General features: G+C 71.8%; 12 protein-coding genes. 6 read left to right on the top strand and 6 right to left on the bottom strand.

All coding sequences use genetic code 11. From position 1 onward, the window contains the following. The first annotated feature begins 20 nt into the window (after positions 1-20). Positions 21-1,808 (top strand): GMC family oxidoreductase N-terminal domain-containing protein, encoded by a 1,788-nt coding sequence (locus tag SCNRRL3882_RS15720; RefSeq protein ID WP_010036479.1) that lies wholly within the window; start codon positions 21-23, stop codon positions 1,806-1,808. Between the two features lie 91 nt (positions 1,809-1,899). On the opposite strand, the gene SCNRRL3882_RS15715 is transcribed toward SCNRRL3882_RS15720, so the two are convergent. Continuing rightward, the gene (locus tag SCNRRL3882_RS15715; protein WP_029180946.1) at positions 1,900-2,883 is read right to left on the bottom strand and encodes an LAETG motif-containing sortase-dependent surface protein; all 984 of its coding nucleotides are present in this window, start codon (positions 2,881-2,883) and stop codon (positions 1,900-1,902) included. A gap of 215 nt (positions 2,884-3,098) precedes the next feature. Here SCNRRL3882_RS15715 and SCNRRL3882_RS15705 point away from each other — a divergent pair, with 215 nt between their 5' ends. After that, positions 3,099-4,235, top strand: a complete 1,137-nt coding sequence (locus SCNRRL3882_RS15705) for a hypothetical protein (protein WP_010036472.1) — start codon at positions 3,099-3,101, stop codon at positions 4,233-4,235. 503 nt (positions 4,236-4,738) lie between these two features. Here the strand turns inward: SCNRRL3882_RS15705 and SCNRRL3882_RS15700 are convergent. Further along, positions 4,739-5,059 carry a chorismate mutase gene (locus tag SCNRRL3882_RS15700; protein WP_267880835.1) on the bottom strand — a complete coding sequence of 107 codons (321 nt, stop codon included), beginning with the start codon at positions 5,057-5,059 and terminating at the stop codon, positions 4,739-4,741. 288 nt (positions 5,060-5,347) lie between these two features. On the opposite strand from SCNRRL3882_RS15700, the gene guaA reads away from it, so the two are divergent. Continuing rightward, on the top strand, positions 5,348-6,928 hold the full coding sequence (gene guaA, locus SCNRRL3882_RS15695) for a glutamine-hydrolyzing GMP synthase (RefSeq protein ID WP_010036470.1): 1,581 nt from the start codon (positions 5,348-5,350) through the stop codon (positions 6,926-6,928). 10 nt (positions 6,929-6,938) lie between these two features. Here guaA and SCNRRL3882_RS15690 read toward each other — a convergent pair whose 3' ends face one another. Then, positions 6,939-7,412: a pyridoxamine 5'-phosphate oxidase family protein gene (locus SCNRRL3882_RS15690; protein WP_010036469.1), complete on the bottom strand. Its 474-nt coding sequence runs from the start codon at positions 7,410-7,412 to the stop codon at positions 6,939-6,941. A 210-nt stretch (positions 7,413-7,622) separates the two neighbouring features. On the opposite strand from SCNRRL3882_RS15690, the gene SCNRRL3882_RS15685 reads away from it, so the two are divergent. Then, on the top strand, positions 7,623-8,417 hold the full coding sequence (locus SCNRRL3882_RS15685; RefSeq protein ID WP_010036468.1) for a class II aldolase/adducin family protein: 795 nt from the start codon (positions 7,623-7,625) through the stop codon (positions 8,415-8,417). A 12-nt stretch (positions 8,418-8,429) separates the two neighbouring features. Here the strand turns inward: SCNRRL3882_RS15685 and SCNRRL3882_RS15680 are convergent, their stop codons facing one another. Next, positions 8,430-9,326 (bottom strand): DUF4429 domain-containing protein, encoded by an 897-nt coding sequence (locus tag SCNRRL3882_RS15680; protein WP_010036466.1) that lies wholly within the window; start codon positions 9,324-9,326, stop codon positions 8,430-8,432. A gap of 345 nt (positions 9,327-9,671) precedes the next feature. On the opposite strand from SCNRRL3882_RS15680, the gene SCNRRL3882_RS15675 reads away from it, so the two are divergent. Next, a complete protein-coding gene (locus SCNRRL3882_RS15675; protein ID WP_029180945.1) occupies positions 9,672-10,946 on the top strand; it encodes a hypothetical protein in 1,275 nt (424 codons plus the stop codon). 106 nt (positions 10,947-11,052) lie between these two features. Then, positions 11,053-11,583, top strand: a complete 531-nt coding sequence (locus tag SCNRRL3882_RS15670) for a DoxX family membrane protein (protein ID WP_040902780.1) — start codon at positions 11,053-11,055, stop codon at positions 11,581-11,583. A gap of 46 nt (positions 11,584-11,629) precedes the next feature. On the opposite strand, the gene SCNRRL3882_RS15665 is transcribed toward SCNRRL3882_RS15670, so the two are convergent. Beyond that, positions 11,630-11,869 carry a hypothetical protein gene (locus tag SCNRRL3882_RS15665; RefSeq protein ID WP_010036460.1) on the bottom strand — a complete coding sequence of 80 codons (240 nt, stop codon included), beginning with the start codon at positions 11,867-11,869 and terminating at the stop codon, positions 11,630-11,632. Next, complete coding sequence (locus tag SCNRRL3882_RS15660; RefSeq protein WP_029180944.1) at positions 11,856-13,307, bottom strand: PspC domain-containing protein; 1,452 nt, start codon at positions 13,305-13,307, stop codon at positions 11,856-11,858. The genes SCNRRL3882_RS15665 and SCNRRL3882_RS15660 overlap by 14 nt, the downstream gene beginning before the upstream one ends. Positions 13,308-13,479 lie beyond the last annotated feature (172 nt).

Below are 13,479 nucleotides of genomic sequence, written 5' to 3'. Positions count from 1 at the left end.
ACTCGAAGAGGAGACGGCACGTGCCCGAGGACGCTTACGACTACGACGTCATCGTCGTGGGCTCCGGATTCGGCGGATCGGTAACCGCCCTTCGCCTCACCGAGAAGGGTTACCGCGTAGGCGTCCTGGAAGCCGGCCGCCGCTTCACCCGCGAGTCCCTCCCGAAGAACTCCTGGGACCTCAAGAACTACCTCTGGGCGCCGAAGCTCGGCATGTACGGCATCCAGCGCATCCACCTGCTGGGCAACGTCATGGTCCTGGCGGGAGCGGGCGTCGGCGGCGGCTCCCTCAACTACGCCAACACCCTCTACGTCCCGCCCAAGCCGTTCTTCGAGGACCCCCAGTGGCGTGACATCACGGACTGGCAGGAGGAGCTGAAGCCGTACTACGACCAGGCCCGCCGCATGCTCGGTGTACGGCTCAACCCGACCATGACCCCGTCCGACGTGCACCTGAAGGCCGCCGCGGAGCGCATGGGCTGCGGCGACTCCTTCCACCTCGCCCCGGTCGGCGTCTTCTTCGGAGACGGCGAGGACGCCGACGGCACGGCCAAGGCCGAACCGGGTCAGGAGGTGCCCGACCCGTACTTCGGCGGGGCGGGCCCGGCCCGCAGGGCCTGCGCGGAGTGCGGCGAGTGCATGACCGGCTGCCGCCACGGCGCGAAGAACACCCTCAACGAGAACTACCTGTACCTCGCCGAGAAGGCCGGCGCTGTCGTCCACCCCCTGACGACCGTCGTCTCGGTCACCGACGACTCACGCGGTGGATACGCGGTCGCCACCCTGCCCACCGACGACCGCCGCAAGGCCAGGGGCCGGACCTACACGGCCCGCCAGGTCGTCCTCGCCGCCGGCACGTACGGCACCCAGACGCTGTTGCACCGGATGAAGGCCGGTGGCCAGCTGCCGTACGTATCGGACAAGTTGGGTGGGCTGACCCGCACCAACTCCGAGGCCCTGGTCGGCGCCCAGACCGACGACCGGCGCTACCGCAAGGCGCACGGCGCTCCGAAGGCCGACTTCACGCGGGGCGTGGCCATCACGTCCTCGATCCACCCGGACGAGAACACCCACATCGAGCCGGTCCGCTACGGCAAGGGTTCCAACTCGATGGGCAGTCTGTCGATCCTCCAGGTCCCCTACGCAGGGAGCGACTCGGGCGCCTCACGGGTCCTGGGCTTCCTCGCCCACGCGGCGAAACACCCCTTGCTGGTGCTGCGCTCCCTGTCCAACCGCCGCTGGTCGGAGCGGACCATCATCGGCCTGGTGATGCAGTCCCTGGACAACTCCCTGACGACGTACTTGAAACCGTCGGGCGTCGGCCGCGGCCTGCTCACCGCCCGCCAGGGTCACGGCGCCCCCAACCCGAAGCAGATCAAGGCGGCCACGGAGAGCGCGTCGGCACTGGCCGCCGAGATCAACGGCTTCGCCGGCTCGAACGTCGGCGAACTGATGGGAACCCCGCTGACGGCCCACTTCCTGGGCGGCTGCCCGATCGGCGACTCCCGGGAGACCGGCGTGATCGACCCGTACCACCGCCTCTACGGCCACCCCGGCATCTCGGTGGTCGACGGCGCCGCGGTCTCCGCCAACCTCGGCGTCAACCCGTCCCTCACCATCACCGCCCAGGCGGAGCGGGCGATGTCGTTCTGGCCCAACAAGGGCGAGCCCGACCCGCGCCCGCGGCAGGGCGCGGCCTACGAGCGCCTCCAGCCGGTCGAGCCGAAGTCCCCGGCGGTCCCGGCGGACGCGTTCGGCGCGCTGCGGCTGCCGTTCCTGGGTGTGCCGGCGGTACCGCCGAAGAACTGACCGACAGCCGGAAGCAGAAGAGGGACCTGCGCCCCCCTCCGAGCGCAGGTCCCTCTTCTGCTTGGTGCCACGGCCCATCGGCCGCTATGGCTTACGCCTGGACGCCGGCCTTGCGGCGACGGACCACGAAGATCGCACCGGCACCGGCGACGACCGCGGCACCGCCGACGAGGCTGATCATCGGCAGGGCGGAGCTGGAGCCGGTCTCGGCGAGGCTGCCGGTGACCTCCGGCGTGTTGCCGCTCGGCTTCTCGTCGGTGACGGGCGCCTTGCCGCCTTCGGTCGGCTTGGTGCCACCGGTGTCCGTGCCGGCCGCGACGATCTGGAACTTGTACGACACGTCGCCGAAGCCGGTGCACTCGTCGTCGTTGTCGCCGTAGATCGTCGCGCCGAGCGAGAAGCCGGCGCCGACCGGGGCGGACTTGCTGACGCTGAGGCGCAGCGGGATGTTCACCTCGTAGTCGGGCTTCAGCTCGTCGGTGTAACCGACGTAGCCGACCGCGTAGCCGCCCTCGTTGAGGTCGACCCAGGTCTTGTCCTGGGGGTCCCAGGCCTGGAGCTTGACCTGCTTGCTGGTGAACAGCTCCTCGCCGTTCTTGTCGGGGGAGGCCCCCGCGAAGAAGTCGAGGTCGTTGAGCGTGGAGTCGGAGTTGTTGAGCACGTTCAGCGAGAACTTGTGCCAGCCGCTGCCCGCCGCGATCTTGCCGGGCAGGCCGGAGATGCTGACGTCGACCTTGGTGTCCTCGCACACCGAGGGCTCGGGGTCCGGGGACTCCGACTCCTCGGGCTCGGACGCGGTGGGCGCCGGGGAGGACTCGCTCGCGGACGCGCTCGGCGAGCTGGACGTCTCGGGAGCGGACTCGCTCGCGGACGTGCTCGGAGCGGGCGGCGTCGTCTCGGGCGTGGACTCGCTCGCCGACGGCGAGCTGGACGTCTCGGGAGCGGACTCGCTCACGGACGCGCTCGGCGTGGGCGTCGTTTCGTCGGTCGCGTACGCGGCCGGTGCCGCGAGCAGTGCCACCGGGGCTATGACCGCCGTGGCGGCCGCTGCTGCCATGGCGCGGCGAAGCTTCATGAAGACCTCGGAGAGTCCGGGCGTACCGCGGTGCGCGGTACGAACGTTGGGGGAGGCCTCCGCGTGTGGGGCGCGGGAGTGGCCCTTGGTTCGCCAGGTTTGATCCGTGAAACCTGTGAATGGTTGTGCTGGCATTCACAGAATTCTTATGTGGGCTGGGTCACATCCAAGACCTTCTTGTGAACGCGCTTCCCACCCGCTTAGATCTGGGCTTCGTGTCTGAAAAGCCGCCCGACGATCAGCCGTCGGCCTCGGAGATCCCCGACGACGTCTGGGAGCAGTTCATCCGCGACACCGAGCGGGACATCCACGCCTCAGCCCCGAAGGAGCCGTCAGCGCGGGCGCGCATGGTGACCGAGCGGCTGCGGCAGCAGGAGGCCCGGGGGGAGGTGCCTCCGGGCTGGCGCACCGGTCCGGCCTGGCAGGAGATGAACGGCCGGGTGGCGCGGCGCCGCAAGCTGTGGGCCGTGCTCGGCGTGCCCGTCGCCGTGGCCGTGGCCTTGGTGGCGCTGAAACCGTCGCTGCTGCCCGGTGACCCCTTCGGTACGGACGAGTCACGCGCCGCGGCCTCACCGCTGCCTGCCGAGACCGCGGCCCCCAGTGCCGCGCCCGGGGCGTCGGACCCCGAAATCCCCACCCTGGACGAGCCGTTCGCCGGCTCCCCGGCGCTGCGCTGGGCCGACGGCGAGGCCGGCATCGTGCTGCCCGAGGCCAAAGCCGTCGGACCGGTCCCGAAGGACCGTGTGGAGCAGGCGCTGAAACTGACGAAGAAGCTGCTGGTGGGCGCCAACCTCGACCCGAAGTCGGTGCGGGGTGCCCGCCCCGAGGCCGCGCTCTCCGTGCTCGACCCCAAGCAGCCGGACGTGATCGACGACCTCGACACCGCACTGCGCTCCCCGAGCAGGGAGCACGACCCGGTGACGCTGTTCAGCCGCTTCGACCCCGACGAGGTGCGTCCGGTCGGCGACGTGATCAAGACGCGCGGGCGCATGACCTTCGAGAAGGGATCGCAGGGGGGCGTGGCCGTGCACGCCGACTACACCTTCGTCTACCCCGTCGTACGGGCCGACGGTCCCACCGAGGTCACCCGCACGATCGTGCGCCGGGTGCTCGACGTCGAACTCGCCGACCCCGCGCGGTACCGGGTCACCGAAGGCCGGCTGCTGCTCATGGAGTACGACCAGGAGATCGGCAACTCCTCCTGCGACGTCCACGACGGCTATCTGCACCCGGAGTTCCCGTCGAGCGAGCCCACGGGCGCGGAGCCGAGCGGCCCGACGACGGATCCGTACGACCGGAGCAAGGACATCGACCACGACCAGGACGCGTGCGGCACGGTGTCGCGCACCTGACGGCAGAGCGAAGGGCCCCGCGGGGTGGAGCCGCGGGGCCCTTCTTCTCGTCAGCACCGACGTCAGGGCAGCGCCGGTGCCTTGGAAGCGGCGCCGGGGGGTTGCGCCGCTGGTCTCGACCTTTGGCGGTCGGGCCATGCAGGTGTCCGCACGGGGGACTTGGGCTGTCTACGCATCGTGCTGGATGAACGCGGCGCCCGCAACCGTTTGACCCAGGCTTGTGCATTTTTGCAAGGTCCGCCGGTCGGCCCCGGGCGTCCCCGGGGCCGACCGTTCTCTTGGGTGACCGGGCTGCTGTCCCCTGCCGTCCGGTCACTTCCCTGGAGCGAGGTCCCACGACACACGGCACGATCCGTACGTCTCATCGCTCCAGCGAGCCACGCGTGGTTCTCTCGGGCCCGCGCCTGGCTGGCACGGACACCGGGACCAACGAAGCGGCTCGCGGCACGGTCACGCGCCGTACGGGTGAGAAGGGGGCGCACGTCTGTCCCGGGAACGGGGATTCAGATCCTGCCCCGGCACAGCTCCAGCAGGGTCATCGCGAGGGCCGTGCCCGGCTTGCCCAGCGCCTCCCGGTAGCGGCCGAGGACCTCCATCTCGCGGGAGAGGTTCACGCGCCGGCCGCCGGAGGAGATCCGGGCCTCCTGGATGACGGCGGAGACGGCCGCCCGTTCCTGGATCAGGCCGATGATCCGGTCGTCCAGCGCGTCGATGCGCTCACGCGCGCCGGTGATCACGCCGACGGCCTCGGGGGTGCGGGCGCCGGTCACGTCGGTGGCGTTCATGGGGGCTCCTTGTCGTCGAGGGGTGCCCCGGAGCGGCAAGGCCCGGACGACGGCAGGCGCCCCGGACCTTGTCGGCCCGGGGCGCCTGGGAAGTCGCTTGTCAGTTGCTCAAGCAGCACGACCATGGCAGCCGGCGGGCCGGATGCCATAGGTAAAGAGGAACGTCTGGTGCTGGAGCATGGGGCCAGTATGCCCCGCTCCCCGGGGGTATCCAACCCGGCTCGCATCCTGAGACGGCCCCGGTCCCCGCCGCCCGGACGGCGTCCCGCTCCACCCCGGTAGAATCGGGTGGCACAAGACCCCCGCCCCACCGCCGGAAGGCACCCTGTGTCATCAGCGAATCCCGCTGCCAGCGCCGCCGACACCGTCCTGGTCGTCGACTTCGGCGCGCAGTACGCCCAGCTCATCGCCCGTCGTGTCCGCGAGGCGCGGGTCTACAGCGAGATCGTGCCGAGCACCATGCCGGTCGCCGAGATGCTCGCCAAGAACCCCGCGGCGATCATCCTCTCCGGCGGCCCCTCGTCGGTGTACGAGGAGGGCGCCCCGAGCCTGGACCGCGAGATCTTCGAGGCCGGCGTCCCCGTCTTCGGCATGTGCTACGGCTTCCAGCTGATGGCGCGGACCCTCGGCGGCACCGTCGACAACACCGGAGCCCGCGAGTACGGCCGCACGGACCTGCACGTCTCCAAGTCGTCCTCCACCCTCTTCGAGGGCACCCCCGCCGAGCAGGCCGTCTGGATGTCGCACGGCGACGCCTGCTCCGCCGCCCCCGAGGGCTTCTCCGTGACGGCCTCCACGGACGTGGTGCCGGTCGCCGCGTTCGAGAACGACGAGAAGAAGCTGTACGGGGTCCAGTACCACCCCGAGGTGATGCACTCCACGCACGGGCAGCAGGTGCTGGAGCACTTCCTGTACCGGGGCGCGGGCCTGACCCCGTCCTGGACCACGGGCAGCGTGATCGAGGAGCAGGTCGCCGCAATCCGTGAGCAGGTCGGCGACAAGCGCGCCATCTGCGGACTCTCCGGCGGCGTGGACTCCGCCGTCGCCGCCGCCCTCGTCCAGAAGGCCATCGGCTCCCAGCTGACCTGCGTGTACGTCGACCACGGCCTGATGCGCAAGGGCGAGACCGAGCAGGTCGAGAAGGACTTCGTGGCCGCGACCGGCGTGCAGCTGAAGGTCGTGGACGCCGAGGAGCGGTTCCTCAAGGCGCTCGCCGGGGTCTCCGACCCCGAGGAGAAGCGGAAGATCATCGGCCGCGAGTTCATCCGGGTCTTCGAGCAGGCCCAGGCCGAGATCATCGCGGACGAGGGCCCGGCGGTGGAGTTCCTCGTCCAGGGCACCCTCTACCCCGACGTGGTCGAGTCCGGCGGCGGCACCGGCACCGCCAACATCAAGTCCCACCACAACGTGGGCGGCCTCCCCGAGGACCTCGAGTTCCAGCTGATCGAGCCGCTGCGCAAGCTCTTCAAGGACGAGGTCCGGATGGTCGGCCAGGAGCTCGGCCTGCCGGACGAGATCGTCCAGCGCCAGCCCTTCCCCGGCCCCGGCCTCGGCATCCGGATCGTCGGCGAGGTCACCAAGGAGCGCCTGGACCTGCTGCGCGAGGCCGACGCCATCGCCCGCGAGGAGCTCACGGCGGCCGGCCTCGACCGGGACATCTGGCAGTGCCCGGTGGTCCTGCTCGCGGACGTCCGCAGCGTCGGCGTCCAGGGCGACGGCCGCACGTACGGCCACCCGATCGTCCTGCGGCCCGTCTCCTCCGAGGACGCGATGACCGCCGACTGGTCCCGCCTGCCGTACGACGTCCTCGCCCGGATCTCCACGCGCATCACCAACGAGGTCAAGGACGTCAACCGAGTTGTCCTCGACGTCACCTCCAAGCCGCCGGGGACGATCGAGTGGGAGTAGTTCCCACCCCCTAGGTGCGCTTGATCGTGCGCAGGGGCTCGCCTGGTGTCCAGATCTGGACGACGAGGTACTTGTCGTCCTCGATGGAGGTCCGCACGACCTCGGTGAGCTCGGTACGGAAGAGGTGGAACGGCTCCGGCGGCTCCACCTCTTCCACGTATCCGGCCTTCGTCTCCACGTCGTCGACCTCGATCGCCCGCCCGCTGATCCGGACGTCGCCGCCGCCCATGCCCGTACCCTCCCCGGGGTTCGCCTGGAGCGCGAAGCGCGGGTCGCGGCGCAGGTCGAGCGCCTTGAGCGAGTCCGGCATCATGCCGAGCCACAGCTCGCCGTTGAGGAACCGCACCTCCAGACCGCTGGTGCGGGGCGAGCCGTCCTTCCGGAGAGTGGCGAGGACGTGGTGGGTGTACGCGCCGAAGCGCTTCTCGACGGTGCCGGCCAGGTCCGGTTCGGCGGTGACGAAAGCCGCCCAGTTCGCTGTCATACGGAGAGTCTGGCGCCGAAACCCGACATCCTCTGTCGGCTATTCGTGGGATCGGGGAGACCGGGGGCGAAAGGGGTGCGCACAGGTGCTCACCGGCGCTCACGGGGCGTTCGCCGGGGCGCTCGCCTCATCTTCACCAAACGCTTCTGTCTTTCCGACCCGACCAGCGGTAGCTTCCGCCCCGTACGTAGAACCAGCGCTGGAGGACCTATGCACGGGCCCACCCCGCCCCTGCCACTGCCCACCGACAGGCTGCGGTTCGCGATGCCGCCGATGCACGAGTCGGTCGAGGACGAGCGCCGGCACCGCAAGGAACGGCTCGCGGGCGCCCTGCGGATCTTCGGGCGGCTCGGCTACGAGGACGGCGTGTCCGGGCACATCACCGCCCGCGACCCCGAGTACAGCGACTGCTTCTGGGTCAACCCGTTCGGGATGCCCTTCCGGCACGTCACCGTGAGCGACCTGGTGCTCGCCAACCAGGACGGCCAGGTCGTCGAGGGCGGCTACCACGTCAACCAGGCCGCCTTCACGGTGCACGCCCAGGTCCACGCCGCCCGCCCCGACGTCGTCGCCGTCGCCCACTGCCACTCGGTGCACGGCCGGGCGCTCGCGTCCCTCGGCGAGCTGCTGGAGCCGATCACCCAGGAGAGCTGCGCCTTCTATGAGGACCACGCCCTCTACGACGCCTACACCGGTGTCGCCGTCGACGCCGAGGAGGGACGGCGCATCGCGGCCACGCTCGGCTCCCGCAAGGCGCTCGTGCTGCGCAACCACGGGCTGCTGACCGTCGGCGACTCGGTGGACGCCGCCGCCTGGTGGTTCGTGTCGATGGAACGGTCCTGCCAGGTGCAGCTGACGGCGCAGGCCGCCGGGCGGCCGGTCCGCATCGACCACCGGATGGCGGTGGCGACACGGGAGCAGCTGGGGGGCGACCTGGTGGCGTGGATCAACTACCAGCCGATGTGGCAGGAGGTCACCCGGAGTGAGCCGGATCTGCTGAGCTGAGCGGCCGGCCCGTCAGAAGCCGCGGAGCACCACGGCCTTCGTCCTGGCGAACTCCTCGTCGGTGAGCACACCGTCCCGGTGCAGCTCGCCCCACTCGCGGAGGCGGCGCAGCAGTACGTCGTGGTGGTCGGCCGCGGGCGGTAGGGCGGAGGCCGGGCGGGGTCCCGGCGCGCCGGCCGCCTGGTTCCCCGCCACGGTGCGGGTGGACGGGTGCGGCAGCCGGGCGGTGACCGCCGTCGCGACGAGCGCGGTCAGCAGGTCTCGGCGGGCGCTGCCCCACAGGTCCAGGGCGTACGGATCCTTCTCCGGCGGCAGTTTCGAGAGCACCGTCTCGCGGGTCACGAAACGCAGAAAGCCGTCCTCGTGGCCGGAGTTCGGCAGCCACTCGACCTGCACCAGGTCTCGCAGGTCGATGATGCGCGGGCCGGTGGCGCGTTTGACCCGCTCGGAGGTGTCGGCCCAGTCGATCCGGACCCGGGTCCCGTCGAAGGAGACCGTCCCGTCGGACGAGCGCACCGAGACCGGAACCGGCGGCCCGGGCAGCAGATACGCCTTCGCCGGCCCCCTCGGGACCTGGTCGAGGAGCAGCGCGCGGCGGATCTCCTCGGCGACGTACTCGGCGACCCCCGTCCGGTCGGCGTCCACCGCCAGCCGGTACGGATCGGCCGCGTCCGGCAGCCGCCCGCCGGTCGCCTGGAGCAGCGGGTCGGCGCCCTCCCGCAGCCGCAACCGGAGCCGTCCGCGCCTGCGTTCCGGTTCGAGGACGACACCCCAGACCGCCTCCAGCGGCACGGAGACCTCTCCGTACGTCTGCCGGAACAGCGGCACGGAGCGGTGCAGACCGGGCGTGATCCGGACCGTGCTGCCGTCGAAGGCCCAGGTCCCGTCACGCTGGATGATCTCGGCCATAAGGGAATTCTCGCAGCCGGGTCAACACGGGGCGCCGAACTTCACCCGTGTTGACCAGACGGGGCGGACGCGGGACAGGTGGTGAAGGGATAATCCGCTGTCGTCGCACGGGAGTTGTACAGCGGTGTTTCCGGGGTCCGGAAGACCGACGGTGGTTGGGTCGCGGGAAGGCGGGCGTCGGGCGTGACGGTGCGCGAGGCGGGACAGGGCGGTGCGGACGCGGGTGCGTATGCGGAGGGGGGTGCGTATGCGGACGGGGGTGCGTATGCGGGGCGGTACACCGGTGGGGCCGCGGGGGCGTATGCCGGCGGGTACGCGGGTGGGCGTGGCGGTGTGCCCGGAGGTATGGACGGCGGTGGCCACGGTGGTGCGCACAGCGGTGTGCACGGAGGGGGGTGCGCCTGTGGGGACTGTCCGCACGGGGCACGTGAGGGGCATCGGCGGGCCGTCGCCGCGTTTCTGCGCAGGCGCGACGAGTTCGCGGCCGGGCTGGGGCTGCCCGCCGCGGTGGCCCACTCCGCCTCGGCTTCCCGCCAGTGGGTCTCGGAGGAACTGGCGCAGTCCGCGGAACTCGTCGCCGAGCGCGGCCGGGCCGAGAGTCAGGCCTGGCTGGCCGGCCTGTGGCGCCGCACGGTGGGTGTGGTGTGGGCGGCCGTCGTGCTGTTGCTGCTCGGCCAGTCCCTCGCCGCGGTCGGCGCCGGCTGGACTTCGGCGCGTACGGCCGGGCTGGCCGCCGCGCTGGTGGTCGCCGGCGCGCTGACGGCGGCGTCGTGGTTCCACCGGGCGAAGGGCGGTGCGCTGGCGCCCGTCATCGGTGAGGACAACCGGCTGTCCACCTCCCGTACGGTCGCCGGGGCGTGGGTGCTCTTCGTGGCCTACGCGGTGCTCGTGCTGGCCGGGCGGCTGGCGGGCGCCTCCCGGCACGCGGACCGGGACGCGCTGCTGTCCGGACTGGAACTCGCCCGCGGGGCGGGGGTCGTGACCGTGCTCGCCGTGGTGTGCGGGATCGCCGTGCTCGTACGGCGGGTGGTCGGGCTGCGGGTGCGGGGGCAGCGGCTCCAGAAGGTACCCGCCGACCGGCCGCGGGCCGCCGACCTGCTGACCGACGACGCGGGCCGGGGCACCTTCGCCGACATCCAGTACGTCGTGGTCAGCGCCGTCGCCCTGGTCTTCGCAGCCGTACGGCTGGCCCGGCGGCCGGACCAGTTGCCGGATCTGCCGTGGGGGCTGGCGGCGGTGGTCCTGGTGTCGGCGGCGACGTACCTGGCCGGCAAGTACGCGGAGGGAGGCCGGCCGGTCATCCTGTCCGTCGTGCGGTCGCGGGAGGCGGGCGACCTGGACGGGCCGATCCGCACGGGCGACGACATCGAGATCCGGGGCGCCGGGTTCGTGCCGCCGGGTGCGCAGGGGGCGGACCGGCTGGCCCGGATGGTCGTCCGGGTCGGTGCGGTGCATGTGCACGTCCCGTTGGTGCCGGTGCCCGGGGGTTTCGACAACCCGACGGACACGCTGCTGACCGTGCCGGTGCCCGCGGATGTGGAGCCGGGGCGGGTGGAGGTGCAGGTGGTCACGGCGGCGGGGGTGGAGACGAACCGGTACGCGGTCGACGTGACGGAATGACGGCCCCGGTAACAAAAGCCGCCGCACAGGGTTGAGCGGGGTCGGTTCGTCGTACGTATGGTCGTTGAGGGGGTCTCGGCACCGGCGGGAGAGGCGGCTAGCAGCGATGACTCACAGTATGAGAACGGACACGCACACCCCCCACTTCGGCAGCGGAGGAGACTGGCGGGACACCGCCGTCCGCTACGCCCTCCTTCCCCTGCGGGTCTTCCTCGGCGTCACCTTCATCTACGCCGGCCTGGACAAAATGACCGACAGCGCCTTCATGAAGGACGCCGGTGCCGGCTCGATCGGCGACATGATGCGCGCCGTCCGCGATTCCTCCGCCATCCCCGCCCTGGTCGACCTCTCTCTGAAGAGCCCTGTCGGGTTCGGCTACGCCATCGCCTTCGGCGAGTTGGCCGTCGGCATCGGCACCCTGCTCGGCCTCCTCGCCCGGCTGGCCGCACTCGGCGGGGCGCTGATCTCCCTCAGCCTGTGGCTGACCGTGAGCTGGGCCTCCGACCCGTACTACTACGGCAACGACCTCGCCTACCTCATGGCCTGGATCCCCCTCGTGCTCGCGGGCGCTCCCCTGCTCTCCGTGGACGCCGCCCTGCGGTCCCGGCGACGGCAGAGGACGGCGGGTTACCGGTAGTGCCCGTGGGCTGCGTGGCTGGGCTGAGCGGCGGGCGTGGCGGTCGTCAGGCGGCCATGTCCGGGCCGGGCTCGTCGGTGGTGCGGCCCGACGCCCGGCGCCGACGCATCCGGCCCGTCACGATCGCCACCGCGCCGGCCAGGCACAGCCCGCCCATGACGAGCGGTACCGCCACGAACCACGGGGTCTCCCAGGCGCCGCCGGCGTCACCGGCGTAGAGGACGCCCGCCAGGGCGAAGACGGTGCCGGCGACCAGCTTTCCGGGCTGGACTTCATGACGCAGCACGGGCCACCTCCGCCTGTCCCATGCCGACCTGGAGATCCAGGTCGATGGTGCCCGACTTCTTGACGCCCTGGGCGGGGGAAAGGGTCATCTCCTTGTGCTGTCCCGGTTTCACGTCCACGTCTTTCTCGTCGTCACCCGGCAGCTGGAGGTCTCCGATCCCCACGTCGACGCTCAACCGCACGGTCACGTCCTCGGGCACGAGCACCTTCACCCGGCCCACGCCGACGTCGGCGCGGGTCGTGACGGTCTGGTTCCGGCCTATGTCCACCCGGGTCAGGTCCAGGGTGCCGACGCCCGTGCCCAGGTCGTACTTCCGGTGTACGTCCGCCACCGCGGTGGGCTGCCAGGTCGTGCGGGTCCACTGCGTGCCGATGTCCTTGGGCAGCGCCGCCGAACCGGCGAGCAGGCCGGCCGTGATGATCGCCAGGAGGATCGAGCCGGCACCGGTCCGCCCCAGGAAGGCGCTGACCGCCATGCCCAGGCCCAGAACGGCGAGCGCGCAGGCCAGGCCGGTCTGGAGACTCGTGCCGAGCGGGTGCCGGTCCCAGGTCAGGCTCGTCCCCAGGGCGCCCGCGAGCAGCGCCAGCAGGAAGACCCAGCCGCCGATCCAGCGAGGACCGTGCGGCTTGGGCGGCCGGGTGTGCGGCGCTGGTGTGTCCTCGCGGTCGCGGGGCTGGACGCCGAGGCTGATGTTGATGGCGGCCGCGACGTCCAGGTCGCGGGAGTCGCGCGGACCCCAGAGGTAACCCGTGCCGCCGATGTGGGTGCCGTCCTTGACGATGGGGTCGCGCCACCAGGAGGGGAAGGCGGCGGGCACGGGCGGCGCCTGCGGTTCCGGCGGGGCGTCGGCGGCCGCCTGGGCGGCCAGCGGGTCGGGGCTGGGGGCGCCGCGCTGGCGTGACCAGTAACCGGAGCCCGCGAGGAGGAGGGAGAGGACGACGGCGAAGGTCAGCACCCCGCCGTTGTTCAGCATGGTCAGGAACACTCCGCAGCCGACCAGCGCGAACAGCACCGCCGTCAGGGCCTGGCCGTCGACGCGGCCGGTCAGCAGCTTGCGCACCTCGTTCTCGTCCTCGTCGTCGTACGGGACGACGAGCCAGGCGAACGCGTAGAAGAGGAGGCCGATGCCGCCGGTGGCGGAGAGCACCGCGAGGGTGATCCGGAAGATGACCGGGTCCATGTCGCACTGCCGCCCGAGCCCGGCGCAGACGCCGGCCAGGGCCTTGTGGCGGCGGTCGCGCCGGAACCTGTGCGGCGGTCCGGGCGGGGTGGCTTCCCCGGCCGGGTCGGCCACGCCGGGCGTGCCTCCTCCCTGTTCTCCCGCGTCCGCGTGCCCGGGCGCGGGCGGGGGCGCGGCATCCGGCGGCCCGGCGCCCGGTGCGGGGCGCGGGCCGGAGCCGGGTCCCGGACCCGTCGCGGCGTGCTCGTGATCGGTCATGGGTCCATGGTGACGGGCGCGGCGGCGCGGCGGCAGCCTGAATGACCCTGGCCCGACCCTGATATCGGCCCTGAGGGACGGCGCGGGAAGCGTTCGAAGGCCGGGGTTCGGAGATCAGGGGAGTCTCCGGGGTCGACCCTGATGCTCCGGCCGTCCGGGCGTGTGACCATCA

Source organism: Streptomyces chartreusis NRRL 3882 (assembly GCF_900236475.1).
In the GTDB taxonomy this organism is placed as follows: domain Bacteria; phylum Actinomycetota; class Actinomycetes; order Streptomycetales; family Streptomycetaceae; genus Streptomyces; species Streptomyces chartreusis_D.
This window is presented reverse-complemented; position numbering and strand designations above follow the sequence as displayed.